General features: G+C 66.0%; 26 protein-coding genes. 11 read left to right on the top strand and 15 right to left on the bottom strand.

Features of this window, described 5'->3' with window-relative positions:
- Positions 1–13: 13 nt before the first annotated feature.
- From ACQY4K_RS13825 to ACQY4K_RS13810, 4 genes are all read right to left on the bottom strand, one after another.
- Positions 14–460 carry a c-type cytochrome gene (locus tag ACQY4K_RS13825; protein ID WP_428390776.1) on the bottom strand — a complete coding sequence of 149 codons (447 nt, stop codon included), beginning with the start codon at positions 458–460 and terminating at the stop codon, positions 14–16.
- A gap of 30 nt (positions 461–490) precedes the next feature.
- Complete coding sequence (locus ACQY4K_RS13820) at positions 491–2,212, bottom strand: copper resistance system multicopper oxidase (RefSeq protein ID WP_428390775.1); 1,722 nt, start codon at positions 2,210–2,212, stop codon at positions 491–493.
- A 347-nt stretch (positions 2,213–2,559) separates the two neighbouring features.
- Positions 2,560–2,835, bottom strand: coding sequence for a hypothetical protein (locus ACQY4K_RS13815; protein WP_428390774.1), 276 nt, complete (start codon positions 2,833–2,835; stop codon positions 2,560–2,562).
- Positions 2,836–2,854: 19 nt separating this feature from the next.
- A complete protein-coding gene (locus ACQY4K_RS13810) occupies positions 2,855–3,694 on the bottom strand; it encodes a hypothetical protein (RefSeq protein ID WP_428390773.1) in 840 nt (279 codons plus the stop codon).
- Between the two features lie 76 nt (positions 3,695–3,770).
- On the opposite strand from ACQY4K_RS13810, the gene ACQY4K_RS13805 reads away from it, so the two are divergent.
- Positions 3,771–4,658: an isopenicillin N synthase family dioxygenase gene (locus ACQY4K_RS13805; protein ID WP_428390772.1), complete on the top strand. Its 888-nt coding sequence runs from the start codon at positions 3,771–3,773 to the stop codon at positions 4,656–4,658.
- Positions 4,659–4,662: 4 nt separating this feature from the next.
- Positions 4,663–6,063 (top strand): Si-specific NAD(P)(+) transhydrogenase, encoded by a 1,401-nt coding sequence (gene sthA / locus ACQY4K_RS13800; RefSeq protein WP_428390771.1) that lies wholly within the window; start codon positions 4,663–4,665, stop codon positions 6,061–6,063.
- Here sthA and ACQY4K_RS13795 read toward each other — a convergent pair.
- Positions 6,050–6,454: a response regulator gene (locus ACQY4K_RS13795; RefSeq protein ID WP_428390770.1), complete on the bottom strand. Its 405-nt coding sequence runs from the start codon at positions 6,452–6,454 to the stop codon at positions 6,050–6,052. The two genes, sthA and ACQY4K_RS13795, sit on opposite strands and share 14 nt — an antisense overlap.
- Before the next feature lie 46 nt (positions 6,455–6,500).
- Positions 6,501–7,502 (bottom strand): DUF2891 domain-containing protein, encoded by a 1,002-nt coding sequence (locus tag ACQY4K_RS13790; RefSeq protein WP_428390769.1) that lies wholly within the window; start codon positions 7,500–7,502, stop codon positions 6,501–6,503.
- A 77-nt stretch (positions 7,503–7,579) separates the two neighbouring features.
- Here ACQY4K_RS13790 and ACQY4K_RS13785 point away from each other — a divergent pair, with 77 nt between their 5' ends.
- Entirely contained in the window at positions 7,580–8,629 is a 1,050-nt protein-coding gene (locus tag ACQY4K_RS13785) for an alpha/beta hydrolase fold domain-containing protein (RefSeq protein WP_428390768.1), read from the top strand.
- On the opposite strand, the gene ACQY4K_RS13780 is transcribed toward ACQY4K_RS13785, so the two are convergent.
- The 3 genes from ACQY4K_RS13780 to pgm are packed head-to-tail and all read right to left on the bottom strand — an operon-like array spanning position 8,612 to position 12,157.
- Positions 8,612–8,986, bottom strand: a complete 375-nt coding sequence (locus ACQY4K_RS13780) for a DUF779 domain-containing protein (RefSeq protein ID WP_428390767.1) — start codon at positions 8,984–8,986, stop codon at positions 8,612–8,614. The two genes, ACQY4K_RS13785 and ACQY4K_RS13780, sit on opposite strands and share 18 nt — an antisense overlap.
- Position 8,987: 1 nt before the next feature.
- Positions 8,988–10,481, bottom strand: coding sequence for an aldehyde dehydrogenase (gene adh / locus ACQY4K_RS13775; protein WP_428390766.1), 1,494 nt, complete (start codon positions 10,479–10,481; stop codon positions 8,988–8,990).
- 17 nt (positions 10,482–10,498) lie between these two features.
- Positions 10,499–12,157 carry a phosphoglucomutase (alpha-D-glucose-1,6-bisphosphate-dependent) gene (gene pgm, locus ACQY4K_RS13770; protein ID WP_428390765.1) on the bottom strand — a complete coding sequence of 553 codons (1,659 nt, stop codon included), beginning with the start codon at positions 12,155–12,157 and terminating at the stop codon, positions 10,499–10,501.
- A gap of 120 nt (positions 12,158–12,277) precedes the next feature.
- On the opposite strand from pgm, the gene ACQY4K_RS13765 reads away from it, so the two are divergent.
- Complete coding sequence (locus tag ACQY4K_RS13765; RefSeq protein WP_428390764.1) at positions 12,278–13,477, top strand: GGDEF domain-containing protein; 1,200 nt, start codon at positions 12,278–12,280, stop codon at positions 13,475–13,477.
- 83 nt (positions 13,478–13,560) lie between these two features.
- Here ACQY4K_RS13765 and ACQY4K_RS13760 read toward each other — a convergent pair whose 3' ends face one another.
- The gene (locus tag ACQY4K_RS13760; RefSeq protein ID WP_428390763.1) at positions 13,561–14,529 is read right to left on the bottom strand and encodes an alpha/beta hydrolase; all 969 of its coding nucleotides are present in this window, start codon (positions 14,527–14,529) and stop codon (positions 13,561–13,563) included.
- Positions 14,530–14,631: 102 nt separating this feature from the next.
- On the opposite strand from ACQY4K_RS13760, the gene ACQY4K_RS13755 reads away from it, so the two are divergent.
- From ACQY4K_RS13755 to ACQY4K_RS13745, 3 genes are all read left to right on the top strand, one after another.
- On the top strand, positions 14,632–15,855 hold the full coding sequence (locus ACQY4K_RS13755; RefSeq protein ID WP_428390762.1) for a M20 metallopeptidase family protein: 1,224 nt from the start codon (positions 14,632–14,634) through the stop codon (positions 15,853–15,855).
- A 116-nt stretch (positions 15,856–15,971) separates the two neighbouring features.
- Entirely contained in the window at positions 15,972–16,385 is a 414-nt protein-coding gene (locus ACQY4K_RS13750; RefSeq protein WP_428390761.1) for a hypothetical protein, read from the top strand.
- A 282-nt stretch (positions 16,386–16,667) separates the two neighbouring features.
- A complete protein-coding gene (locus tag ACQY4K_RS13745) occupies positions 16,668–17,864 on the top strand; it encodes a Fic family protein (RefSeq protein ID WP_428390760.1) in 1,197 nt (398 codons plus the stop codon).
- Between the two features lie 60 nt (positions 17,865–17,924).
- Here the strand turns inward: ACQY4K_RS13745 and ACQY4K_RS13740 are convergent, their stop codons facing one another.
- Both ACQY4K_RS13740 and ACQY4K_RS13735 read right to left on the bottom strand, forming a co-directional pair.
- Positions 17,925–18,266 carry a hypothetical protein gene (locus tag ACQY4K_RS13740; protein ID WP_428390759.1) on the bottom strand — a complete coding sequence of 114 codons (342 nt, stop codon included), beginning with the start codon at positions 18,264–18,266 and terminating at the stop codon, positions 17,925–17,927.
- Between the two features lie 555 nt (positions 18,267–18,821).
- A complete protein-coding gene (locus ACQY4K_RS13735; protein ID WP_428390758.1) occupies positions 18,822–19,397 on the bottom strand; it encodes a TetR/AcrR family transcriptional regulator in 576 nt (191 codons plus the stop codon).
- Positions 19,398–19,659: 262 nt separating this feature from the next.
- Between ACQY4K_RS13735 and ACQY4K_RS13730 the strand changes: the two genes are divergently transcribed.
- The 3 genes from ACQY4K_RS13730 (at position 19,660) to ACQY4K_RS13720 (ending at position 21,894) form a co-directional block, all read left to right on the top strand.
- Entirely contained in the window at positions 19,660–20,544 is an 885-nt protein-coding gene (locus ACQY4K_RS13730; RefSeq protein WP_428390757.1) for an AMP-binding protein, read from the top strand.
- A 24-nt stretch (positions 20,545–20,568) separates the two neighbouring features.
- Positions 20,569–21,177: a glutathione S-transferase family protein gene (locus tag ACQY4K_RS13725; RefSeq protein ID WP_428390756.1), complete on the top strand. Its 609-nt coding sequence runs from the start codon at positions 20,569–20,571 to the stop codon at positions 21,175–21,177.
- A gap of 204 nt (positions 21,178–21,381) precedes the next feature.
- Positions 21,382–21,894: a hypothetical protein gene (locus ACQY4K_RS13720; protein ID WP_428390755.1), complete on the top strand. Its 513-nt coding sequence runs from the start codon at positions 21,382–21,384 to the stop codon at positions 21,892–21,894.
- A gap of 49 nt (positions 21,895–21,943) precedes the next feature.
- On the opposite strand, the gene ACQY4K_RS13715 is transcribed toward ACQY4K_RS13720, so the two are convergent.
- The 3 genes from ACQY4K_RS13715 to ACQY4K_RS13705 form a co-directional block, all read right to left on the bottom strand.
- Complete coding sequence (locus ACQY4K_RS13715; protein WP_428390754.1) at positions 21,944–23,632, bottom strand: methyl-accepting chemotaxis protein; 1,689 nt, start codon at positions 23,630–23,632, stop codon at positions 21,944–21,946.
- Between the two features lie 107 nt (positions 23,633–23,739).
- Positions 23,740–24,003 carry a hypothetical protein gene (locus ACQY4K_RS13710; protein WP_428390753.1) on the bottom strand — a complete coding sequence of 88 codons (264 nt, stop codon included), beginning with the start codon at positions 24,001–24,003 and terminating at the stop codon, positions 23,740–23,742.
- Positions 24,004–24,106: 103 nt separating this feature from the next.
- Entirely contained in the window at positions 24,107–24,634 is a 528-nt protein-coding gene (locus ACQY4K_RS13705; RefSeq protein WP_428390752.1) for an NUDIX hydrolase, read from the bottom strand.
- A gap of 122 nt (positions 24,635–24,756) precedes the next feature.
- Between ACQY4K_RS13705 and ACQY4K_RS13700 the strand changes: the two genes are divergently transcribed.
- Positions 24,757–26,019 carry a M48 family metallopeptidase gene (locus ACQY4K_RS13700; RefSeq protein WP_428390751.1) on the top strand — a complete coding sequence of 421 codons (1,263 nt, stop codon included), beginning with the start codon at positions 24,757–24,759 and terminating at the stop codon, positions 26,017–26,019.
- Positions 26,020–26,040 lie beyond the last annotated feature (21 nt).

The raw sequence follows: 26,040 nt of genomic DNA, 5'->3' as shown, positions 1-26,040 counted from the left end.
CTCGGCTGGAAGCTCAAGGCGCTGGTCCAGGCTGATGGTGAGCGCTCATATCCATGCCTCCCATCGCGGCCGCGCCGTGCATGTGATGGCCGCCGGCAGCCGCGGCTTCGCGCGTCAGCTCAGCGTATTGCCGCGCGTCGGTGTCGGGCAGATGTTCGAGGAAGGCGACGATGTTCCAGAGTGCCGGATCGCCATGGTCGCCCCAGGCCGGCATGCCTGACATCTTGATGCCATGCTTGAGGATCCAGAACAGCTCGGCCGGGGTCCGGCGGCTTGCGACGTGGGTCAGGACCGGCGGCTTCGGATACATCCCCTCCGCCAAATCCTCCGCCGCGACGCCCGGGGCCGAGTGGCATTCCGCGCAGTGGGCGACGAAGTGCGAGGTGCCGGCGACGATCCTGGCACGATCGGCGAGATTGCCTGACGCCGCCGAGGATTGCCGCCGCGGCAAGGACGCCAAGGGTGGCGAGCATGGCGCGCAATGTCCGGTTCATGCCACGATCACCGTGCGGAACATGCCCATTTCCATGTGGTAGAGCAGGTGGCAGTGATAGGCCCAATGGCCCGGCGCGTCGGCTGTGACCAGGTAGCTCAGCCTTTCGCCAGGTTTGACGATGATGGTGTGTTTGTAGGGCCGATACGCGCCCTGGCCGTTTTCCAGCTCGCTCCACAGCCCGTGCAAATGGATCGGATGCTCCATCATGGTGTCGTTGATCAGCGTGAAGCGCACCCGCTCGCCCAATTTCAGGCGGATCGGCTCGGCCTCGGAGAATGTCTTGCCGTCGAAGCCCCACATGTAGCGTTCCATGTTGCCGGTCAGATGCAGCAAGATCTCGCGCGAGGGGGGCCGCGCATCGGTGCCAGGGCGCACGGCGCGCAGGTCGGTGTAGCGCAGAACCCGCCTGCCGTTGCCATCGAGGCCGACCCCGGCTTCGCCCAGCCTGTTGATCGGCGCCATCGCGACATTGTCCACGGCGATGCGGCCCTTGAGCTTTTCGGCCACGGGATCGCTGTGCGCGGTGGGCGCCATCGCCATCGCACCCATGCTCATCGAGGACATTGCAGCTCCCCCCATCCTGCCGCCGCCCATGGCCACGCCGCCCATTCCCATATCGGCCATGCTGCGCAACGGGCGCGGATCCATGGCAGGGATCGGCCCGGTCATGCCCGCGTGCGGCGCCAGCGTGCCGCGCGCGAAGCCGGAGCGGTCCTGGCTTTGGGCAAAGATCGTGTAGGCCTTGTCCGCCGTCGGCTCGACGATCACGTCATAGGTCTCGGCCACCCCGATGCGCAGCTCGTCCACCGCGACCGGCACGACCTCGTTGCCGTCGGCGGCGACCACCGACATCTTCAGGCCGGGAATACGCACGTCGAAGAACGTCATCGCCGAGCCGTTGATCAGGCGCAGACGCACGCGCTCGCCAGGGCGGAACAACCCGGTCCAGTTGGCGCCGGCCGCGGTGCCGTTCAGCAGGTAGGTATAGGTGGCGCCGCTCACGTCGGCGATGTCGGTCGGGCTCATCCGCATTCCGCTCCAGGCGAGACGGTCGGCGATGGTATGGCGCAGACCGCGACGTTCGGCGTCAGCGACAAAACTGCCCAGCGTGCGCTGGCCGCGGTTGTAGTAGTCGCTCTCCTGCTTGAGGTTGCTGACGATCATCTCCGGACTCTGGTCGGTCCAGTCGGACAGCATCACCACGTAGTCGCGGTCGGCGTGCGTGATCGCACCATTGCGTGGTTCGACCACAAGGGCGCCGTAGAGGCCGGTCTGCTCCTGCATGCCGGAGTGGCTGTGATACCAATAGGTGCCGCTCTGCCGCAGCGGGATGCGGTAGGTGAAGGTCTCGCCGGGCATAATGCCCCGAAAGCTGAGACCCGGCACTCCGTCCATGTCGGACGGTGAGCGGATGCCGTGCCAGTGGATCGAGGTCGGCACGGACAGCGTATTGCGCACCCTGAGTGTGACCGTGTCGCCCTCGCGCCAGCGCAGCACCGGACCGGGCAGCATGTCATTGACGAGCGTTGCGACGGAGCGACGACCGGCCACCCTGACCGGCTTGCTGCCGATGGTGAGATCGAACTGGTCGCCGCTGAGTTCTGGCTGATAAGCGGCTGCACGTGCCGATCCCGGCAGGTCGCCAAGGGCAGACAAGGCGGATGCTGCCGCAAGCCCCTGGACGAGGCTACGACGCGAGAGGTTGAACGACTTCATGGGGGTTGAACTTCCCAGCTTGCCGGGTTCCTGCCTGCTGGCGGCGCAGCGGCCTGATCCGGCGGGTGCATTGACGCTATGTCACGCAGACGGTCGCCGGAGCAGACAGTCAGATCATGACTGCTGGAACACGCGGACTATTTCGTTCGCGTGCCTAGGCGACGTTAAGCTGTCTGGGAGGAAAAGGGTCGGGACGCGGTGCCGCGCCAACATGGGATTGTCGTGCGACAGTCGCGTAACCAACCGGTAACACGGCAAGGTCGGATTCGGCACCCACCGGAAGTGCTACGACCGCGGTGTAGGTCGCGCAGGCCATTTGGCAGAGAAGGCCGGAGTCGCTGCGGGGATCATGCCCGGCGCATGAAACGGCGGGCGGCAAAACCGATGCGGGGACCATCCGGACCATGGGTGTCGGTTGATGAGCCATACCGCCAGCCGCTGCGTGAAACGGCAGCCCGACGACAAGAACAGCCGCCAACAGCAGCATGTAGAGTGATTTCACGCACCGCATTGAGCATGAAGTAAGTCATGCAGCCGTTGTCGGCAAGAAGCCGATTGGAAACCTGGCCCGTGCCGGCATGAGCCAACGTCACTTTCAGCAAAACCTGGGTCACTTCCAGCAAAACCTGGCGAGGCGAACGCCTACAGCGTGCTCTTCGGGGTCACACTGCCGGTGCCGCGTATCCAGATCACCCGTTGCAGCGTATCGAACCAGAACGGGGCGCCGAACAGCGAGGCGGCGGCGGCGATCAGCCAGCCGACTAGCATCAGCAGCAGGCCGATGCCGTGATGGCGCGGATCGGTCTGCCAGCCGTTCCAGCCGAGCAGGGTGCTGGCATCGAGGCGGCCGACGACCCGGTCGAAGTCCGGTCGGTCGCCACGCAGCCCGAGTGTCAGCATCTCCGCCAGCACCGGGCGTGTCCACAGCGTCTGGGTGACGTGCAGCACGTCGGCGTTAAGTATGGCGGCGATCACGAAGCCCACCGCGAAGGCGATCGCCTGGGTCTGTCGCTTGTACCAGCCGCTGACCCGCTCCATCGCCGCTTCGAACCAGCCTGCGAGCTCGATCTGGAACACCGGCACCCGGTTGTCGGCCGCGGCCAGCAGCGCCAGCAGCGCCTGGCGGAGCTGCGGGTCGGCCATCGCGCTGACGATCTCGCCGATCGGCCGGTTCGGGTCGCGGGCCTGCAGCACGTCGTGCAAGGCGAGCGCGAAGCCACGCGGCGGGATATAGGCGGGCCGTATCCTGGAGTCCGCACCGGGGGCGAGCGGATTGACCAGCGCGTGCGCATAGATCTCGTGCGCCAGGCCATCGAAGCCAGGATCGTTCAGCAGCGCCTTGACGCCGGCGAGCAGGGTCTTCTGGCGCAGCTTGAACAGCGAGGCGATGCTCTCGGTGATCGCGCTGGCCGCCATGCTGACCGCGAGGAAGGTGAAGACGACGCCCAGCAGGACGTCGAGAATGTTGCTGCCGAACATCATGGCAGGATGACATGACCCCATCCGGCTTGGCAGATGTATGTTGCAGTTTCCGACCACGGCTTGCAGGATTTGCCCGATGCAGCGCGTTCCCACTCTTGACCTGCGCCGCCTCGATGCCGACCGCGGCAGCATGGTGGCCGAACTGGGCGAGGCGTATCGGCGCTTCGGCTTCTGCTGCTTCAGCCATCACGGGATCGACGGCGCGCTTGTCGAGGTGGCCTACAACGAGACCCGGCAGTTCTTCGCGCTGCCGGAGGCGGCGAAGCAGCGCTACGCCGCCGGCAATCGCGGCTATGTCGGCTGCAAGGTGGAGACCGCGCGCACCAGCGACATCCCCGACCTCAAGGAGTTCTTCCATGTCGGGCGCGACGAGAATGTCTGGCCGGCGGAAATCCCCGCCTTCCGCGACCAGGCGCTGGCGCTGTATGCGTCACTGGAACAAGCGGGCAGCCTCGTGCTCTCTGCCATCGCCGAGGATCTCGGCGAAGACGCGGATTTCTTCGCAGGCCTCACCGATCACGGAAACTCTATCCTGCGCGCGCTGCATTATCCGCCGGTGCAAACGTCCGACCTGCCGGCGGTGCGCGCCGAGGCGCATGAGGACATCAGCCTGATCACACTCCTGGTCGGCGCCACCGAACCCGGACTGCAGGTGCTGACCCGCGAGGGCGTGTGGCTGCCCATCGACACCGCGCCAGACAGCCTGGTGGTCAATGTCGGCGACATGCTGCAGCGGCTGACCAACCGGGTCTATCCGTCGACGACCCACCGAGTCGTCAATCCCCGAACGGAGGCGGCGCATGTCAGCCGTTATTCCATGCCGTTCTTCCTTGCCTTGAACATGGAGTACGAGATCCGCGCGCTGCCGGGCTGTGTGGCCAGCGAAGGTGTCAACCACTATCCGGAGCCGATCACCGCGCACGACTACCTGGCGCAGCGGCTGCGCGAAATCCGGCTCGGCTGAGACAATGGGTGACCATTTCGACTTCGTCGTGATCGGCAGCGGCCCGGCCGGCCGCAGGGCGGCGGTGCAGGCGGCCAAGCTCGGACGCTCGGTGCTGGTCATCGAAAAGGACAAGCGGGTCGGCGGCGTGTGCGTGCATACCGGCACCATCCCGTCGAAGACGCTGCGCGAGACCGTGCTCAACCTGACCGGCTTTCGCGAGCGCGGCTTCTACGGCACCGGCTATCGCGCCCGTCACGACATCGCCGCCAGCGACCTCACCGAGCGCCTCGACAAGACGCTGGGCTTCGAGGTGGATGTGCTCGAGCACCAGCTCACCCGCAACCGCGTCGAGACGCTGCGCGGCGGCGCCCGCCTGTGCAGCCCGAACGAGATCGAGGTGGTGATGGCGGCGGGCGAGACCCGGCGCATCCATGCCGGCAAAGTGCTGATCGCGTGCGGCACGGTGACCCGCCGTCCGGACGACGTGCCGTTCGACGGCAGCATCGTGCTCGACAGCGACGAGCTCATCCATATCGACCGGCTGCCGCGCAGCCTGATCGTGGTCGGCGCCGGGGTCATCGGGGTGGAGTACGCGACCATCTTCAGCGCGCTGGACGTCAAGGTAACGCTCATCGAGGGGCGGTCGACCTTTCTCGACTTCATCGACCGCGAGATCATCGAGGAGCTGGTGCACGAGCTGCGCGACCGCGGGGTGGCGCTGCGCCTGGGCTCGAAGGTCGAGGAGGTCGCCATAGAGAGGGGCACCATCGAGGAGGGCCGCGCCGTGGTCCGGCTCGATGGCGGCCGCGTGGTGCGGGCGGAGATGCTGCTCTATGCCGCCGGGCGCACGGTCGCGGCCGATGGATTGGGCTTGGAGGCGCTCGGGATCGCGCCCGACGCGCGCGGGCGTATCGCGGTCGATGAGGCGACCCTGCAGACCACGGTTGCCGGCATCTATGCCGCGGGCGATGCGATCGGCTTTCCGAGCCTCGCCTCGACCTCGATGGAGCAGGGCCGGATCGCCGCCTGCCACGCCTTCGGTTTGAAGCTCCCACCGGCGCCAAAGTTCTTCCCCTACGGTATCTATGCGGTGCCCGAGATCTCGACGGTGGGAATGACCGAGGAGCAGGTGCGCGCGCAGCGTATCCCCTACGAGTGCGGCATCGCCCGCCTGCGAGAAACCTCGCGCGGCCATATCATGGGGCTGCGCGGTGGCATGATGAAAATGATCTTCGCAACCGCCGACGGACGCCTGCTCGGGGTGCACATTATCGGCGAGGGGGCGACCGAGCTCGTCCATATCGGCCAGGCGGTGCTCAACCTGCATGGCACGATCGACTACTTCATCGAGAACACGTTCAACTATCCGACCTTGGCGGAAGCCTACAAGATCGCGGCCCTGGACGCGTTCAACCGGATGTAGCCGGCTGGCCGTCATGGCCGATCATTTCGCTGACCATGCGCACGATGTCCGCGCCGGCATAGGGCTTGGTGACGAAGCGCACGCCTTCGGCCAGCGCACCGCGTTCCGGCAGGGCGCGTCCGGAGACCACGACGATGGCGCAGTGTGGCGAGGCTTCATGCACCGTGCGCGCGAGCGCAATACCGTCCGGCGGACCGGGCATCTGCACGTCGGTGAACACCGCGCGGATGTCGGGCCGGGCTTGGATTGCACTGAGGGCGGCGGCTCCGTTCTCCGCCTCAATCACCTCGTAGCCGGCATCCTCGAAATGCTCGCTGGCGAGCTCCCGCAGCAAGGCTTCGTCGTCGACCACCAGAATTACGGGAGGGCGGGGCCCTTTTCGCTCGGTCATCAGCAGGTTAACGCTGTGCTCCGCTCAGCGGATCAAGCGGCGGAAGTCACGATTGCGTCGCAACGCTCCGCAGCGCCAGGGCCGCGAAGCTGGCCAGCCAGTGCGCACCCATATAATCCCCGTCGATATGCTCCAGGGCAGACTGCAAATGGCGTTCGGCGGACGCGCGCATCGTACTCGCGCGCGCCGGCGCCTGTCCGGGGGCGCCCGCGAGATTGTTCAGGCACCAGGCGCGGCTGAGATTGAGGCCGTCGAGATGGACAATCTTGCCGTCGCGGCGGTCGCTGACCTCGGCGGGCGTGAACAGGCAGGCCGGCCGACCCGTGCCGAGATCCGGCAAAAACGCGTCGAACCAGGCGCTGAACTGTTTGGCTGGAAGCAGCCGGCGCATCGCCTCCGCTTCCATGAGCGCCGGCGAGAGGAATTCGTCCCCGCCCGGCTCCCATGTCTGGCAGCCGACATCGCCGCCATACCAGAGCTGCGCCGCGTCGCGCAGAGCCTCAAGCAGCGACTGGTCGTGATACGTGTGTGCATAGTCGCTGGACAGCGCCAGCGCGAAGGCGGTGTTGGCGTGCGCGCCGTGGCGCACCGGGTAGGTCGCGCGAGCCAGGTGCGCGCGCCAGCGTTCGGCGATCAGGGTGGCGAGTGGCGCGATCGCCTGGGCCCAGTGCGTGGTCGGATGTCGGCTGAGTTCCGCCGCCAGCATCAGCAGCCAGGCCCAGCCGTACGGCCGCTCGAAGGTCTCCGCCCCCGGCACCAGCAGGTTGTCGCGTTCCGTATCCAGCAGCGCCGGTGTCAGCCGCGCGTCGAACAGCGCGCGGATCGCGTCCGCCTGTGCCAGCGTCGGCTCGGTGCGCAGCAGCGTCGCCAGCAGCCAATAGCCATGCACGCAGGAGTGCCAGTCGAAGCTGCCATGGAACACCGGATGCAGCGACGAAGGCGTGAGCGGCCCCAAGGGTGGCCCCATCAGCACATGATTGAGCTTGTGCGGATATTCGCGGGTGACGTGGCCGAGGGCGATCTCGGCGAATCGGTCGGCATGGATCATGCTTCTCACCATGCCACGCAAAGTTGTGCGGCGTCGCCCATAGCCGCTGCTATGAAGATGGCGGAGAGGATATCGTCATGCAGCCACAACGGCTCACCAGTCTTGTCATGGCAGCCGTTGCGGCTCTCGGGTTGGCGCCCGCGAGCGCGGCGGCGGCCCCGAGGGATGTGCCGGCAAAGGTTCTTCAGGTGCCGACGGATGTCAGTCCCGGCATGCAGAAACTCATCGCAGCCCCGCTCAATCCCGCCTGGAACGACCAGTTCAATACCGGTGCCGAATGGCGCCGCTTCGCCAACAAGCAGGCCGCCACGGTCGTGCCTATGATCCCGGCGATGCTCAAACGGCTGCACGTCAAGCTCGCGCGCGCGACGATGGGCGGGGTGAAGGTGTTCGTGCTCACACCGGACGAAATCCCGCCGGAGAACCGCAACCGGCTGCTGATCCATGTGCATGGCGGCTGCTACGTGCTGTTTCCCGGCGAATCCGGTGCCACCGAAGGCATCATGATGGCCGGTTTCGGCCACTTCAAGGTAATCTCGGTGGACTACCGGATGCCCCCGGACGGGTACTTCCCAACCGCGCTGGATGACGCGATCAGCGTCTACAAGGCAGCACTGCGCACCACCAGCCCGCACGACATGGCGTTCTTCGGCACCTCGGCCGGCGGCGCCCTGACCCTGGAGATGGTGCTGCGGGCCAGGCAGGAGGGCTTGCCGCTGCCGGCCGCGATCGCGCCGGGAACGCCGATGTCCGACGTCACCCTCACCGGCGACAGCTTTTACACCAACGAGAAGGTCGACAACGTGCTGGTCTCGCCGAACGGCTTCTGCCATGCGGCGACGAAGGTCTATGCGCACGGCCACGATCTGCACGACCCGCTGCTCTCTCCGGTCTATGGCGACATGCGCGGCTTTCCGCCGGCGATCCTGACCACCGGCACCCGCGACCTGCTGCTGAGCAACACGGTGCGCGTGCACCGGGCCTTGCGGCGCGCCGGGGTCGAGGCGCAGCTCGAAGTGTTCGAGGGGGAGAGCCACGCGCAATACCAGTTCGACGACCGCGTCCCCGAAGCCAGGGAAGCGTTTACCGAGATTGCCGACTTCTTCGATTCACATCTCGGGAAATAGGCGCAGCTCCTCGGGGGAAAACGTGCGGCCGCGGGTGAGGAAGCGCTGCTCGGTGCCGTTATCGAGCGAGAACATCCCCCCGCGGCCGGGCACCACGTCGATGATGAGTTGGGTGTGGCGCCAGAGTGCGAACTGCGCCGCACCGATATAAACCGGTGCCGCGCCGATCTCTCCGAGACGAACATCGTGATCGCCGACGATGAAGTCGCTCTGCGGATAGCACATCGGCGAGGATCCGTCGCAGCAGCCGCCAGACTGGTGGAACAGCACCGGCCCGTGCTCTGCGCGCAGCCGTTCGATCAACGCCAGGGCGGCGTCGGTCGCGATCACGCGCAGCGGCGGCGGATCCCCGGCCATGTCAGAAGAAGCCCAGCTTCTTCGGGCTGTAGCTGACCAGCATGTTCTTGGTTTGCTGGTAGTGGTCGAGCATCATCTTGTGGTTCTCGCGGCCGATGCCGGATTGCTTGTAGCCGCCGAACGCGGCGTGCGCCGGATAGGCGTGATAGCAGTTGGTCCAGACCCGACCGGCCTTGATCGCGCGGCCGAAGCGATAGCAGCGATTGCCGTCGCGGCTCCACACGCCTGAGCCCAGGCCATAGAGCGTGTCGTTGGCGATCTCGAGCGCCTCCTCGTCGGTCTTGAAGGTGGTGACCGAGACCACCGGCCCGAAGATCTCCTCCTGAAACACGCGCATCTTGTTATGGCCACGGAAGATGGTCGGCTTGATGTAAAAGCCACCCTTGAGGTCGCCATCGAGGATATTGCGCTCGCCGCCGATCAACACGTCGGCCCCCTCCTGGCGGCCGATATCGAAATAGGAGAGGATTTTCTCGAGCTGCTCGCTGGAGGCCTGCGCGCCGATCATGGTGGTAGCGTCGAGCGGGTCGCCCTGCTTGATCGCCGCGACGCGGCGTATCGCACGCTCCATGAAGCGGTCATAGATGCTCTCATGGATCAGCGCCCGGCTCGGACAGGTGCAGACCTCGCCCTGGTTGAGGGCGAACATGGTGAAGCCTTCGAGCGCCTTGTCGAGGAAGTCGTCATCCTCGGCCATCACGTCGGAGAAGAAGATGTTCGGCGACTTGCCGCCGAGTTCCAATGTCACCGGGATCAGGTTCTGGCTGGCATACTGCATGATCAGCCGGCCGGTGGTGGTCTCGCCCGTAAAGGCGATCTTGGCGATGCGCGGGCTGGAGGCCAGCGGCTTGCCGGCTTCCAGCCCGAAGCCGTTGACGATGTTGAGCACGCCTGGCGGCAGCAGGTCGCCGATCAGTTCGGCCAGCACCAGGATCGAGGCCGGGGTCTGCTCGGCCGGCTTGAGCACCACGCAATTGCCGGCGGCGAGTGCTGGGGCAAGCTTCCAGACCGCCATCAGGATCGGGAAGTTCCACGGGATGATCTGGCCGACGACGCCGAGCGGCTCATGGAAGTGGTAGGCCACGGTATCCTGGTCGATCTCCGAGATGCCGCCTTCCTGGGCGCGTATGGCGCCGGCGAAATAGCGGAAATGGTCGATCGCCAGGGGCAGGTCGGCGGCCATGCTCTCGCGGATCGGCTTGCCGTTGTCCCAGCTTTCGGCAGTCGCCAGCAAAGCGAGGTTGTCCTGCATGCGGTTCGCGATGGCGTTGAGGATATTGGCGCGTTCGGCGGCACTGGTGCGACCCCACGCGTCCTTGGCGGCGTGGGCAGCGTCGAGGGCCAATTCCACGTCCGCCGCTTCAGAACGCGCGATCTCGCAGAGCACCTGGCCGTTGACCGGCGAGGTGTTCTCGAACCGGCGACCCTTTACGGCATCGACCCATTCGCCGCCGATGAAGTTGCCGTAGCGTGCCTTGAAATCCGGCTTGCTCATGATTTCCTCCTGGTTGGTTAAGCTTGCAGCCCGGCTGCCTTGAAGGTCCGGGTAATGATCGCCTTCGCCTCGTCCTGGATGCGCGCGAGATGCGCTCCATCGACAAAGCTCTCAGTGTAGATCTTATAGACGTTCTCGGTGCCCGAGGGGCGTGCCGCGAACCAGCCATTGCGTGTTGTGATCTTGAGCCCGCCGAACGGCTGCTGGTTGCCGGGTGCTGCGGTCAGCCGCGCGGTGATCGGCTCTCCGGCGAGTTCCTCCGCCGCGACCTGTTCGGGCCTGAGCTGCTTCAGCAGCGCCTTTTGCGCAGGCGAGGCAGCCGCGTCGATCCGCTCGTAACACGGCGCACCCAGGCTTTCGGTGAGGCGGGCGTAATGCTCCGCCGGGTCGCGCCCAGTGGTCGCCATGATCTCGGCGGCGAGCAGCCCCATGATCAAACCGTCCTTGTCTGTCGACCACACCGAGCCATCCCGCCGCACGAACGAGGCACCCGCACTCTCCTCGCCGCCAAAGCCGAGGGTGCCGTCGGTGAGGCCGTCGACGAACCACTTGAAGCCGACCGGCACCTCGACCAGCCGACGCTTGAGCTTCTCGGCGACCCGATCGATGCTGCTGCTGGAGACGATGGTCTTGCCGATCCCCGCACCCTCACGCCAGTCCGGGCGATGGCTGAACAAATAGTCGATCGCCACGGTCAGATAATGGTTCGGGTTCATCAGCCCCGCAGACCGGGTGACGATGCCGTGCCGGTCGGCGTCGGGATCGTTGGCGAAGGCGAGGTCGAATCGCTCGCGCATGCCGATCAGGCCGGCCATGGCATAAGGCGAGGAGCAATCCATCCGGATCTTGCCGTCCCAATCCGCGGTCATGAAGCGGAAGGTCGGGTCGGTGTCCGGGTTGACCAGGGTCGCGCGTAGGCCGTAGCGGGCGATAATCGGCTCCCAATAGCGCACCGCGGCACCGCCGAGCGGATCGATGCCGATATTCAGGCCGCTGGCCGCGATGGCGTCCATGTCGAGCACGGAGGCAAGGTCACCGACATAGGCGCCGACATAGTCATGTCGGTGCACGAGGCCGGAACGCAGTGCCGTGTCATAGCTGTGTCTGCGGATCTGCCCGGGATCGGCCATGAACCGGTTGGCGGCCGCCTCAATCCAGTCGGTGGCTTCCGATCCCGCCGGGCCGCCATGCGGCGGGTTGTATTTAAAGCCGCCATCCTGTGGCGGATTATGCGACGGCGTGATCAGCACCCCGTCCGCGAGACCCGCGCTGCGTCCGCGGTTATGGGTCAGGATGGAGCGGCTCACCACCGGGGTCGGGGTGAAGCCGTCCTCGGCATCGACCATCGTGACGACATCGTTGGCCGCGAAAACCTCGATTGCGCTGACGAACGCCGGAAAAGAGAGCGCATGGGTGTCGCGGCCGAGGAACAGCGGTCCATCGATGCCCTGGGCCTTACGATAGAAGCAGATCGCCTGGGCGATCGCCAGAATATGCAACGCGTTGAAGCTGTTCTGCCCGGATGTGCCACGATGGCCGGACGTGCCGAACGAAACCCGCTCAGCCGCCACTTCAGGATCCGGCTTGCCGGCATGGTAAGCGGTCACCAGCCCCGGCACGTCGATGAGGCGGGAGAGCGGCACCGGCTTGCCCGGCACGATCGTCGCCTCGGACATCTGCTTCCTCCTCCAGCCGGAATTTTCCGCATAATGGCCCAATGCCCGCTTCTGTCGAGGGAGCCGTGTTTCGAAAGTGGTAATGTTTTGCTGCCATGCTGCCGCCGAGAGGGGGCTGTCATGGATCAGTGTGCATCGGCAATGGCCAAGGGGCTGCTCGACACGCTCTATACGCGCGACCGCGCGCCAATTCATGGCGCGATCGTGTCACTCATCGCGGCCTGCATCGGCTATGGCCAGACCGGGTGCTGGTGGATCCTGGCATGGGGCCTGATGTCCCTCCCGCTTGCGGCGAGCCGGCTTCTGCTGACACGCGCCTATTGGCGCCTGCCTGATCGTGTCGACCTGCGGTCATGGACCGTACGCTATCTCGTTCTGGCATGGCTCGCCGGCGCCCTTTGGGGCTCCGTCAGCCTCGCGATCCCGCTATATCCCGATCCGCGTGTGGCCCTGCTCATCGTCGTCTGTCAGATGGGTTTCGTTGCTGGCGGGATCATGCGCAACAGTGCGGTGCCGCGGGTCGTGACCGGACAGGTGCTGCTGACCTTGGTTCCCCTGCTGCTCGCTTGCCTCGCCACCGGCCAGACGTTCTTCATGCTCTTTGGCGGCCTAGTGCTGCTGCACACCGCCTCGAGCCTCTCCGTAATCCGCTTCAGCCATGAGCGGATTGTGGCCTTGCTGCGTGCGACCGCGGAGAACGCGGAATTCGCGCGGCGGCTTGGCGAGAGCAATCGGCGGCTCGAGACGATGGCCGAGACTGACGCGCTCACTCAATTGCTCAACCGGCGCGGCTTCGATCTGCATCTGCGGCAGGCATGTGAGCGTGCCGCGCGCGAGCGGACAAAGCTGTCGATGCTGCTGCTCGATGTCGATCACTTTAAGCTATTCAACGACCGCTACGGTCATCTGAGTGGCGATGACTGCCTGCGCCGTATCGCTGCAGGGATGGTCTCGGCAGTCCGCTGCCCGCAGGATCTCGCAGCCCGCTACGGCGGCGAGGAATTTGCGCTGATCCTGCCCGACACCGACGAGTCCGGCGCGCTGACGGTTGCGCAGCGTGTCCTGGCAGCGGTCGCAGCGCTTGATCTCGCGCATGCCGGATCAAGCCACGGTCAAGTGACGGTGTCGATCGGGATCGCTCGCTTTGATCACGAGATCGACGCCCAGACGAGCCTCGAAAACCTAGTCCGCGACGCCGACGCGGCGCTCTATCGCGCCAAGCACCTCGGTCGTAACAGGATCGCCGGCGTGGCCATGGCCGCAACGTGCATTCAAGGGATGCAGCAGATGTCGGACGCTCTGCCTCTGCCACTCTGTTGAGTGCGGCCGATAACGCGCTGAGTTGCGCCTACCAACAGCTCCCAAATTCGTTTGTTTCGTGTCAAACCCTACGTGGGTCTCGCTCAAGCGGGTCGGGAGAGCTCGATCTGGCCAAGGAAGGCTTCAAGTGCTGCGTTCACGGCGGCGGGTGCCTCCTCCATCCAGTGTCCCATGCCCGGAATGATGACCGAGCCGCGGAAGTCCGTGCAGAACGCGCCGGGGCTCGCATAGAGGTCGGTTCCGGGGACGAAGCTGCGAATGGCATCGCGCTCGCCGGCGATGAAAAACGCCGGCTTCATTACGGGTTTGCCGGCGTAGTCGGCAAGGTCGGCGAAGTCGATCTCCTGCGCTCGATAGCGGTGGACCGAAGTGCTGAAGCCTCCGGCCTCATAGGCATCCGTGTAGACCTTGAGGTCGGCGTCACTCATCCAGCCGGGAAATGGCTGAGGATCGACCATGCCTTCGAGCAGAGTTGCATCCGCGGCCTTCTCGGCAAGGAAGGCATTGAGCGGCGCGTCGCCGGAGATCGCGAAGTAGATCTTGCGCAAAGCCGCTGCAACGTCGCGCTCAAGCTCGGCTTCGACCACGCCCTCCTCCTGGAAATAGACCTGATAGAAGAAGCGCCCGGCATAGATCCTTCGCATTGTTGCGAGCGAGGAGGCAGCACCTCTCGGCCGGTAGGGAACGCTGAGGCCGGCCACGGCGCGAACCTTGTCCGGGTGCAGCAAGGCTGTGGTCCAGACGACCGTCGCTCCCCAGTCGTGACCGAACAGAATGGCCTGGCCGCCGCCGAGCTGGTCGATCACCGCGACCACGTCCGCGGCCAGGTTTCGCAGGCTGTAGGCCGCGATCTCCGGCGGCTTGGAGCTGGCGCCGTAGCCGCGCACATCGAGTGCCGCGACCTTGTAGCCGCGTGCTGCGAAGTGCTCGATCTGGTGGCGCCACGAATACCAGAGCTCGGGCCAGCCGTGCACACAGACGATGAGCGGCCCGTCGCCCTGGACCGCCACGTTCAGCGTGATCGCGCCATTGCGCACCGTGGTGAAATCCATTGCGCCACCTCCGATTGGTCGCGGCTGACCGCGAATTGGCTGTAGCAGCAACGGCGTTTGGGGGCCAATCTTCGAGCTCACGCTGGCCGTGACGGAGACGTGATGATGGACGGATCACCGACGCCTGACCTGGACTGGATCGCAGCCGGCAAGGCACAGCGCGAAGACGCCGTTGCACTCAGGCGGGAGATCCATGCCGACCCGGAGCTCGGATTGCACTGCCCGCGCACGCTTGGGAAGATCAAGGTGGCCCTGCGCGGCCTTCCCCTGGAGCTGCACGAGGGGCCCTCGACAAGCGGGCTGGTCGCCACGCTGCGAGGCCGGGCTGGAGCGGGCAGGACAGTGCTGCTGCGCGGCGACATGGACGCGCTGGAGATCCTGGAGGACACGGGCCTTGCGTTCGCGTCCCAAATCGCCGGACGCATGCACGCCTGCGGCCACGACGCGCACACCGCGATGCTCGTGGGCGCGGCCAAGGCCCTGTGCGCCAGACGCGATGCGCTGACCGGCACGGTGGTCTTCATGTTCCAGCCTGGCGAGGAGGGTGCCCATGGCGCGCGGCGGATGATGGATGACGGGCTGCTCGACGCTCCGCGGCCCGATGCCGCCTTTGCGTTGCACGTCTCGCCGAACCTCGCGCGCGGCACGGTCAGCGGCCGGTCCGGCTCGCTGCTGGCCTCCAGCGACATCCTCCATGCCATCATCCGTGGGCGCGGGGGACATGCCGCGATGCCGCACGAGGCGCTCGATCCGGTGCCGGTCCTATGCGAGATCGTGACCGCTCTGCAGACCTTCGTCACACGCCAGATCGCAGCCCTCGATCCCGCCGTGATCACCATCGGCAGGATCGCCGCGGGCGACACCCATAACGTCATCCCGGCTGCCGCCGAGCTTCTGGGCACGTTGCGAACGCTTTCGGCGGCGACGCGCGCCAAGGGTCGCGAAGGCTTCAAGCGTATGGTCGAGAATGTCGCCGCGGCACACGGGCTGCTGGGAGAAGCGTGGATCGAACCAGGCTACCCGCCGACGATCAACGATGCGCGCGCCCTGGATTTGATGCGAAGCCTGACCCTGGAGCTTTGGGGCGAGCAGGGCTGGCTTACCATGCCGACACCCCGCATGGGCTCGGAGGACTTCGCCTATGTGCTCGAAGAGATTCCCGGCGCCATGGTCTTTCTTGGCGTGGCCGCGCCCGACGCCGATCCACGTGCCAACCCTCCTCTGCACAACGCACGAATGATGGTGGACGAGGCGGCATTGGCTTACGGCATCACGCTGCTTTGCGCCGCCGCCGAGCGCTTCCTTGATCGTGGATTCGGCTGCTGATGCCCGCACGGGCCGAGACGACACCCCGCTTGACACGCGACGCGCTCGGGCAGATGTTGTGCGCTGTGAACATTGCTTGAGCGATCGGCGGGAGCCAGACGTTTGAAGACGCGCCCGTGCGCGACAACGTCAAGCAGGCCATCCTTAACGCCAGCGAGCTCGACACGCGCCTGGTCATGCGTCCGCTGCGCAATACCGAGCGGGTCATGAACAACGCCGGCGTCGAGAGGCTTCTGGCAAAGGAGCGAGAGATCGGGCCGGGCATCAGTTTCGCCGATATCGCACCCGAGGTGGTCGGGGCGTACGCGCGCATCATGCGCGACGGCGAGATGGATGCCGGCGCCTGGAGTTGCGGCATGGTCGCAGGCCTGATCCACGACATCCCGACCGTGCGCGCGCTGATCGATCGCATCATGGCCGAGGCCGACAGCATCATTCAGGAGCGCCTCACGCGCTTCGCCGACGGATCCACGGCCGCCTCCCACATGCTGGAAGGCGCCGGCATTTACAGCCGTGTTGTCGGTAGCTGATCAGTCGGTTCAGAAGTCCGCCGATGGCGTTCTTATGCTTCTGAATACGCGGCATACTGCAATGCGGCGCGCATAGCGCGATTGAAGAAGGGCAGTGGCCCTACTTAACCCGGATCGGCACCGCAATGCCGACTGCACTGAAAAAAGACAACTGAAATCAAAGACTTGTGCCTGGCATGGAGATCGGTGCCAAGATCGGCAATTTTTAACCATCGAGTTGTGAAAGACCCTGCACTAGCATACGCATTCTGAATCCCGATACCGGCAGAAATGCGGCGAATTATGATGCTCCCGGAAGAAACCCCCGCGCGGATCGAACCCTGTCTCCTCGAAGAGGCGGGACCCGAGCTGCTTGACCTGGTCGCCAGCCTCTCGGCCGCCACTGCCAGCCTCGGCGCGCGACTGCAGCCCCGTTCCGCCGCCGGCCTGGCCGACGCCGTGCGGGCCATGAACTGCTATTACTCGAACCTGATCGAAGGCCACAATACGACACCCCGTGAAATCGAGGCGGCGCTGCGGGGCCAACTGGAAGCCGTCGAGGAACGGCGCGATCTACAGCTGGAGGCACGGGCACATATCCGCCTGCAGCGTGAGATCGACCGCCGCCACGCCGTGGGCGACCTGCCTGAACCGGCGTCGACCGGGTTCATTCAATGGCTCCATGAAGAGTTCTATCGGGAAGCCCCGGAGGCGATGCTCATGGCGCGCAGCGACAGCCGCGTCATCCGGATGGCGCCCGGCCTGCTTCGTGCCACGGCCACCGAGGAGGTGACGGTCGGTCGGCATCAGCCGCCGGCGTCCGATAAAGTGGCTGCCTTCATGGCGCATTTCGAGACGCGCTATCGGCTGGGGTCGCTCGGCCCCGGCGCACGCATCCTGGCGATTGCCGCGGCACATCACCGGTTCAACTATATCCACCCCTTTCTCGACGGGAACGGCCGCGTCAGCCGTCTGATGAGCCACGCGATGGCGCTTGCCGCCGGCATCGGCGCCCATGGCCTGTGGTCCGTCTCGCGCGGTCTGGCGCGCGGTCTCGAAAGTCGCGGCGAATACAAGCGGATGATGGATCACGCCGATATGCCGCGGCAAGGCGATCTTGACGGACGTGGTAACCTGTCGCGCCGCGCTCTGGCGGACTTCACGGCGTGGTTCCTCAAGGTTTGCCTCGATCAGGTCGCGTTCATGACCGGGCTGTTTGCGTTCGACACGCTGGTCGATCGTCTCCGCCTTTATGCCGAGCGTCGCGCCTGGCGACCGGAAGCCTGGCTCCTGTTGGAGCGTGTGCTGCAACAGGGCGACGTCCCGCGCGGCGAGGCCGCCCGCATAACCGGTCTTGGAGAACGCAGCGCCCGCGATCTGCTGGCGATGCTCGTCGCTGACGGCATCCTCGGCTCCGATACGCCCAAGGGCCCGGTCTCGCTGCGCTTTCCGCTGCACGCGATTGAGCTGTTGTTCCCAAGCCTGTTCCCGCAGGCGTGACGTCGGACGACCAGGTGCCCGGAAAAGCGGTGACCTGAACACCAACACATGCCAACGCGTTCAATCAATACCAGGTGCTGCCTCGGCATCCGCTACGGCATCGTTACGGCCGCCGCCGCGCACGAACGTCAGCCCGACAAAGCCGACCGCCAGCAGGATGAGCACCATGGCTTTCCTCCTTGCTGGGTCTTGAAGTAGGACGTGCCGGCATTCACCAATATCGGCCCGAGCCACATGGTGGCGGTTCCCGGATGGGGCATAGACGCCAAAGAATGCGCTGCTCTGCGACGGTGGAGTCAGGCGGGTCAGCAGCGTTCGGCTCGAAGAATAATGGGCGACGATGAAGGTAACGTTAAAGAAGCCGACGAAAAGGAACATGAGCTCCGGCAGCATGCGAAACACCGGACCGTTCCACAGCGGTGAATGAGCTGCCGGCACGCGCCGCCGCGGAAAGCCTGGGTCAGCGGAAGCCCGGTCCTCGGCGCGTCGCGGGTGAACAGGAAGAAGGGCAGGCACCCCACGGCGAAGATGCCGGCGGCGAGCGGGGCCACGACGCGCTCGGGCTGATAGAGGCTACGACTAAGGCCAAATAGGGGCGCCGAGGGCAGCCATGACCAGGACCGGGTGTGCGGCAGCCGCGGCAACGCGAACGGTGAAGGCGAGGGCCGGACAGGCGAAGAGTTGGGCGAGTGCGACTGCAAGCTCGGAAGCCTTGTGCGCCGAGTCCCTGCCGACCGCCGCACCAGAAGCGAGTTATGCAAAACCTCCATTCGAGCGCGTCGGTCAGCGGGAACGGCTTGAAGCTGTCCTCGGTCAGCGGCTTGATCATGTTCGCGGTGAGTGTCGTAAAGTGCTGATCGCCCAGGGGAATCTCCTCGGAGTCCGGCAGTGACTGGTTGTCACAGCAAGCAAGTGCGAGGCACGTCAAGCGAAATGTGACCCGCGTCCACATTCCGCTCAGGCGCTGGCGCGGCTGCGTTTGCCAACGGCCTTCTTGACCGGCGATACGCGACGCACCCTGAGCCTCTCGGCCCAGTGCGTGAACACGTCGGAAATCATCGTCTCGGGAACCGCAACGCGCGCGTCCAGCAGCAGCATCGCCAGACCGTGCGCCAGGGACCAGGCTTCGAGCGCGATGATCTCCACCTCGCTGTCCGAGCCTGCGACCCCTGCCGCGTTGGCGCGGAGGAAAGCCATCGCCGCAGTCACCCCATCAGGTGCTGCGACCGCGTCGCGCGGTTGCGGGTTGGAGAACACCTGACGAAACAGCGCCGGGTTCTCCAGGGCAAAGCGGACATAGGCGGCACCCGTGGCGGTGAAGCCCGCGACCCCTCCCCCCGCCGCGTCCGAGGCGGCCCGCTGTGCCACATAGAGCATCTGCAGCCCTTCGGCCGACAAGGCCTGCATCAGGCTCTCCTTGTCGGCGAAATGGCGGTAGACGGCGTTGGCGCTGACGCCGACCGTCCGGGCGATCTCGCGCAGCGACAGGTCATCGACGGTACGGGTCGCCAGCAACTCCATGCCGGCGCGCACCAGCGCCGCCCGCAGGTCACCATGATGATAGGGTTTCGATCTTGTTTTGACAGGCGGGGCCTTGACAGTCTGAACTCGAGCCATATGTTCACGCTGTAGACACATTGGAAACCGGCTGCTTATGTCAGCCGTCGAGACCGTGATCCGTACAGGGGTGACCAAAGGTGTCAACCTGCTCGCAAGCTTCAACGACGCGCGCCAACGCGCGGGCGCGCCGCATTCCCGCGGGCTTCCACGGTAACTGGCTCGCCGCCTGAACAGCATGCCGCCTCCCGCCCTCGGTCCCATCCCGGGCGTGATCTCCGGCGGTCGGCGTCGCTCGACGAATGCGATGCGCGAGCGGGCGCTGCGCGCGGCCGAGGGCCTCCGTCGGCTCGGCATCGTCGAGGGCGACACCGTGGCCCTGCTGGTGGGCCGCGACTTTCCCCTGTTCGAAGCCAGCATCGCCGCCGTCTCGGTGGGAGCATACCCGATGCCGCTCAACTGGCATGGGATGGCCGACGAGATGGGCTACATCCTGCGTGACAGCGCAGCCAAGGTGCTGGTGGTACACGGCGACCTGCTGCCGGGGGTGGCCGCCGGCCTGCCCGAAGGCCTGACCGTCATTGTGGTGGAGATGCCGGTCGAGATCGCGATGGCCTATCGCCTGTCCGACCGGACGCCTTGCGTGGCCGCTACGCTCGACTGGGTCGCCCGGCACGCCGCGCTGCGGAATGCGACGGACGCATTCCGCGCTTCGGTGATCTACACCTCAGGCACCACCGGGCGGCCAAAGGGGCGCCGAAGCAGCACCTGGCGAGGCGGGAGACGTGTTCGTCCACAGCACCGCCATTCCCGATGCCACCTATATCGGTCTGGCAGAGGCGCGCGCGGCGGTAAGCGACGGCCAATTCGTGACCGTCGGCGACATCGGCTATATCGACGCGGAGGGCTTCCTGTTCCTAAGCGACCGCCGAAGGGACATGATTATTTCCGGCGGGGTGAACATCTACCCGGCCGAGATCGAGGCACTCGCGGCCAGACTGAGCCGGTTCAAGGTGCCCCGCGTGATCGAGCTCGCGGCAAGCCTGCCGCGCGAGGAGTCCGGCAAGATCTTCAAGCGCACACTCCGCGCGCCCTATGGGCCGCAATCGGACGAGGCATCTGAGCATGGCCGAACCGATCCTGTACCATGGAGACCGCACCCGCTCGCTGCGCGTGCGCTGGGTGCTGGGTGCTGGAGGAGCTGCAACGTCCCTATCGCGTGCAGCTGGTGCTGTTTCCGCCCCGCGTGCGCCAGCCGGCCTTCCTGGAAGAGAACCCGCTGGGCTCGCTGCCGCTGTTCGTCGATGGCGCGATGCGGCTGACAGAATCGATGGCGATTTGCGACTACCTGGTCGCCAGGCATGCGCCGACGCCGCTCGCCGTCGGTCCGGATGAGCCCGGCTTCGCCGCTTGGCGGCAATTCTGCTGGTATGGCGAGGCGAACCTGATGCCGCCAATCGGCACGCTGGTGGGCACCATGCTCCTGACCCCGCCCGAGCAACGGCCGGCAAAGCCTGTCGACGATGCACGCGCCCTGCTCGCCCGGCGCCTGCGGCCGGTCGGCGAGGCGCTGGCAGGCGCGGAGTACCTTGCCGCCGGCCGCTTCACCCTGGCCGATGTTTCCGTCGGCTATTCGCTCGGTCTTGCGGCCCAACTCGGCGTGGGCGACCTGTTCACCGAGGCGATGGCCTTCCTCGAGCGGCTGCACGCCCGTCCCGCCTACCAGCGCGTCGCCGTTCCCGTGAACACCCCTTAGCACGGACGCACACCGCAGGATCGAGGCTGGAGCCTTCGGCAAGATCGTCCTCCTCACCAGCTATAGGTCGTCATGAGCTTCCGCAGCCTGGGGCAGAAGACCCTGACACGCCGCTCAGCACCTTCATGTTGACGGCATGAACAAATGGGCTTCATCGTCATACGCGGCTGGGCCATTGATGGATGAGGCGAAATGAAAGTGGCAATGCTCTTCATGTCGTACACGCCGCGACCGGACAGCGACGCGCGGGGTTACGAGGACTGGCTGCGCGCCACCGACAATCCTTTCTTCAACGACCAACCGGCGATTGCGCATTACAGCAACTGGAAACTGGTGGACGGCGCGGGCGCGCAGAACGGCTTCACGCATTTCGATTTCATGTTTCTGCGGACGGGCGCGTCACCCGGCGACCTGTTCGGCACGCCCGAGGTGCAGCAGTTCGTGGGCGGCTGGACCCGGCATTGGGGCCGCGAGCCGGACGGCCCGCCCGAGCATAATTGCGCCTGCTGCCTTCTGACCCTCGCCGGCGAGCCCAAGCCCGACTGGGCGAACATGGTGGTGCTGTCCCTCGATGCGCCGGCGCTTGAGGGCGAGACCTGGCACCTTGAGGCCGACCTGATCGGTCAGGCGCCCTTCCAGCGCCTGGGTCGCCGGTTTATCCAGCCGGGTGCTGCGCCGGGCATCGGTCTCAGGGCGGAACTCATCGCCGCACCCTGATGCTGGCACCTAGTTGATATCGTGCAGCATCGACCGAGCCTTTGGCCGTTCAGGCCGCCTGCAGACCCGCGAGGAAGTCGTCGACCTCGCCGGACAGCCGCCGGGCACGAGCCGACAGGTCGCCGGTCGCCGCCATGAAAGTCTGCGCCGCCGAGCCGGTGTTGCTTGCGGCCTCGCTGACGCCGGCGATGTTCGACACCACCTCGCGCGTACCGGCCGCGGTCTGCTGAACGTTGCGCGCGATCTGCGCTGTGGCCGTACCCTGCTCGGCGACGGCGGCCGCGATGGTGGCGGAGATCGCGCTCATCCGCTCGACAACCTCGGTGATGCCCGAGATGGCGCTCACCGCGTTCCCCGTGGCGGACTGTATCTGGGTGACCTGGGCGCAAATCTCCTCGGTGGCGCGGGCGGTCTGACTGGCCAGGCTCTTGACCTCGCTGGCGACGACCGAGAAGCCCTTGCCCGCTTCGCCGGCGCGTGCCGCCTCGATGGTCGCGTTCAGCGCCAGCAGGCTGGTCTGGCTGGCGATGCTGGAGATCAGCCCGACCACCTTGCCGATCTTCTCGGCACTATCGGACAGCGTGCGCATCACCGCGTCGGTTCGGTTGGCCTCGGCGACGGCGTGGCCCGCGATCTCGCCGGACTGTGCCACCTGACGATCGATTTCGGCGATCGAGCCGGTGAGTTGTGCCGCCGTCGTCGCGACGTTGCCCAATGTGGCGCTCGCGTCCTCGGCGGCGCTGGTTACGGCCGCGGCTCGCACGCCGGCCCGTTCCGCGGTCACTGATAGCGCCTCGGCGGTGCCGCTGAGCGAACCGGCGGCGGAGGTGAGCGCTGCCAGGGTGACCCCGGCGCTTTGGCGGAACCGCGCCGCGACCCCCGCCATCGCCTGCTGACGCAGCACCTCGGCGGCCGCTTGGCTTTGCGCATGCTCCGCCCGCAGCCGCTCGGCTTCGGCAAGCCCGTCGCGGAACCCGACGACCGCGCGCGCCATCGCGCCGACTTCGTCGCCGCGGTCAACGGCCGGAATCGTGCCGTTAAGCTCTCCGGCAGACAATGCGGTCATGCTGTCGCGCAGGCGGCCGAGTTCGCGCAGGCTGCGGCGGACCATCAGCGACAACACGGCAATCCCGAGCAGGGTGACCGCGGCACCGGCGGCGGCACTGGTCAGGATCATGCGATTGACGACGGCCATGAAGCTCGCGGTCTTCACGCCGACATAGAGGATGCCGATGATGGTGCCGTCCGCAGACCGGATCGGATCGTAGGCGGTGAAGTAGGACGTGCCGAGAATGTTGGCCTTGCCGCGGAACGGCTTGCCGTCACGCAGCACACGATCATAGACCGCGCCGCGTGCCAGATGCGTGCCGATGGCACGCGAGCCGTCCGGCTTTTGCACGTTGGTCGCCACCCGCAGATCGCCGAGGAAGATGGTGGCGGTGGCGCCATTGATCGCGTGGAACTTGTCCACAAGGGCATTGTCGCCGTTCAGTACGAGGCTGCCCGCCCGGATGGTGTGTCCGGAGACCGAAAAATCTTGGCTGCGGGCGTCTGCCTCGACCAGGTCCCAAGCCAGGCGCATGTCCGATTCGAGCATGGTCTGCGCCTGCCGCCGCATTTCCGTATCGGCTTGACGAAGGATGATCCCCGCGGTGAGCAGCACCGCGAATGCAGTGATGACCGCGCCGACGCCGCACAGGCGGACGTTGAGCGACAAACGACGCCAAACTGTTGGCATGATGCAAGGCTCCCACGGGCGTCAGAATGGCCGTGGACGATTTGTCGCAGATCTTTCCTAAGGAGTGCTTAAGCACGACATCGGCGGCCCCGGACGGGCGGATGCTGTCAGAGCTTTTCGCGCGTGGCCGCCCCGCCAAGCCGCCGCGCATGCCTGTCGCGACGCGCGGCGGTTGCACGTCGCACCAGCCAGCACGCGGCCCATACGGTCCAGCCGAGCAGTGCGATGATCAACCCGATCAGCCAGAGGCCAAGCGCTGCTTCCACAGGTATGAGCAGCCAATGAACGGCGACATGGATGATGTGGACCAGTTCGAACTGGCCCGCATGATGGGCTTCACGCTGCGGATCGACCGGCAGGATGTGCAGCATAAGCGACGCATTTCCACTCAGGATGCCTCGGTGGCGAAACGAACCCAGCGAGTTCCGTAGCCGATTTGGCGGCGATGGGCCAGCATGACGACAAGGCTGGGGGTCAGGGCCAGCTCTGCGGCTCCTGGGGTCGGATCGATCCGGGAGCGCGAACGTTGCCCGCGCGCCGCAACAGGTCGGCGAGCCCGGGTTCGTCGACCAGCGCTGCCGCCTCCTCGGGATCGCACCAGCGGGTGCCGCGCTCGGCCTGCTCCGGCCACGAGTCGAGCTGGCGCGAGACGATGAGCAGGAACACCTCGACCTCAACGTCGGCCTTGCGGCCACGATCAAGCCCCTTGGAATAGCAAAAGCTGCCGATCGGAGTCTCGCTGTCGATCACTCCCTCAAGCCCGGCTTCCTCATACGCTTCGCGTGCGGCGGCCGCGGCCGGCGAGATCCGGGGCATCGGCCAGCCCTTTGGAATGATCCAGCGCCGGGTGCCGCGCGAGGTCAGCAACATCACCTGCACGCGCCCCTGCGCATCAAAGCGGACCGGCAATGCCGCATATTGCCGCCGCGGGCGCGTGCGGGACCCAGAATTAATCCGGGTCTTCGGCGAGGCCTTTCCCGCGGTTTTCCGCGGCAACTTCAATCACTCATGTCCTGACCCCGGATTCGGCACCGCTTCATGCGATACCAAAGCTCACATGGTGATGGGAAGGCTCATCGACGAGGGATCTTGCCACGGGCGCCCCCGGCTGCCACGTGCAAGCCATGCATGTGCCACCTCTGCCTGCCCCATTGCTCATCATCGTGTTGCTGGCATCGCTTGCTGAGACGCTCCTCTCGCTATGGCTATCGCGCCGGCAGATTGCGCATGTCCGCGCGCATTGCGAGCAGGTGCCCGCCGATTTCGCGCATGCGATAACCGTTGAACAGCATCGCCGCGCCGCAGAATACACGGTCGCACGGGAGCGGCTGGCGATGGTGCGGCAGGTTTGGCAATGGCTCGTCGGGGCCGCCTGGCTGCTCGTCGGCTTCGACCTGCTCTACGGACTACTTGCCGCTGCGACACCGCCCTCGCTCGGGCGCAGTGTCGGCTTCGTACTGGCCTACGCCGCCATCGGCGCATTGCTGGCGCTGCCGTTCTCGCTCTATGGCACCTTCGTCGTCGAGCAGGGCTTTGGCTTCAACCGCACCACGCCGGCTTTGTATGCACGCGATCGTCTGCGCGGCTGGGGCATCGGTTTGCTGCTCGCAACGCCGCTGCTGTTCGTCGCCTTCTGGCTGATCGCTCGCGTCGCTGGGCTTTGGTGGCTCTACGGCTGGCTCGGGCTGGTGGTGCTGATGCTGGGGGCACCCGCGGTGTATGTCCGGCTGATCGCGCCGCGCTTCAACCGGTTTACGCCGCTACCCGAGGGCGAGCTGCGCCAGGGGATCACAGCCCTGGTGCGCGAATGCGGCTTCCGCGCGGCCGCGCTGTTTACCATGGACGCCTCGCGCCGCTCGTCGCACGGCAATGCCTATTTCATCGGCTTCGGCCGCAACAAGCGGATCGTGCTGTTCGACACGCTGATCGACGGCAGCCCGATCGAGGAGGTGCGCGCGATCGTCGCTCACGAACTCGGCCATTTTCGTCATGGCCATATCCTGCAAGGATTGCTTCGCTCGGCAGTGGTGTTGTTCGTGGTGCTGGCCGGGTTCGGCTGGCTGGCGCACCAGCCCTGGCTGCTGCCGGCCTTTGGCATCCAGCATCGCGACGCGGCGCTGAGCCTGGTCGCGTGCCTGCTGTGCTGGTCGCTGGTCGGCCCACTCGCGTCCCTGCTCGGTAACTGGATCTCGCGCCGGCACGAGTTCCAGGCGGACGCATTTGCCCGCAGCCGCGCCGGTGCCGGACCGATGATCGCGGCCCTGGTCCGACTCAGCCGGGACAATGCCAGCACGTTGACCCCCGATCCGCTCTATGCGCTCTACCATTACTCGCACCCGCCGGTCCCGGTCCGCGTCGCGCGGTTGCGCGCCGAGGCAGCGACGTGACCCATCGCCATTAAGGAAATC

The organism is Lichenicoccus sp., assembly GCF_965276875.1.
Classification (GTDB): Bacteria; Pseudomonadota; Alphaproteobacteria; order Acetobacterales; family Acetobacteraceae; genus Lichenicoccus.
This window is presented reverse-complemented; position numbering and strand designations above follow the sequence as displayed.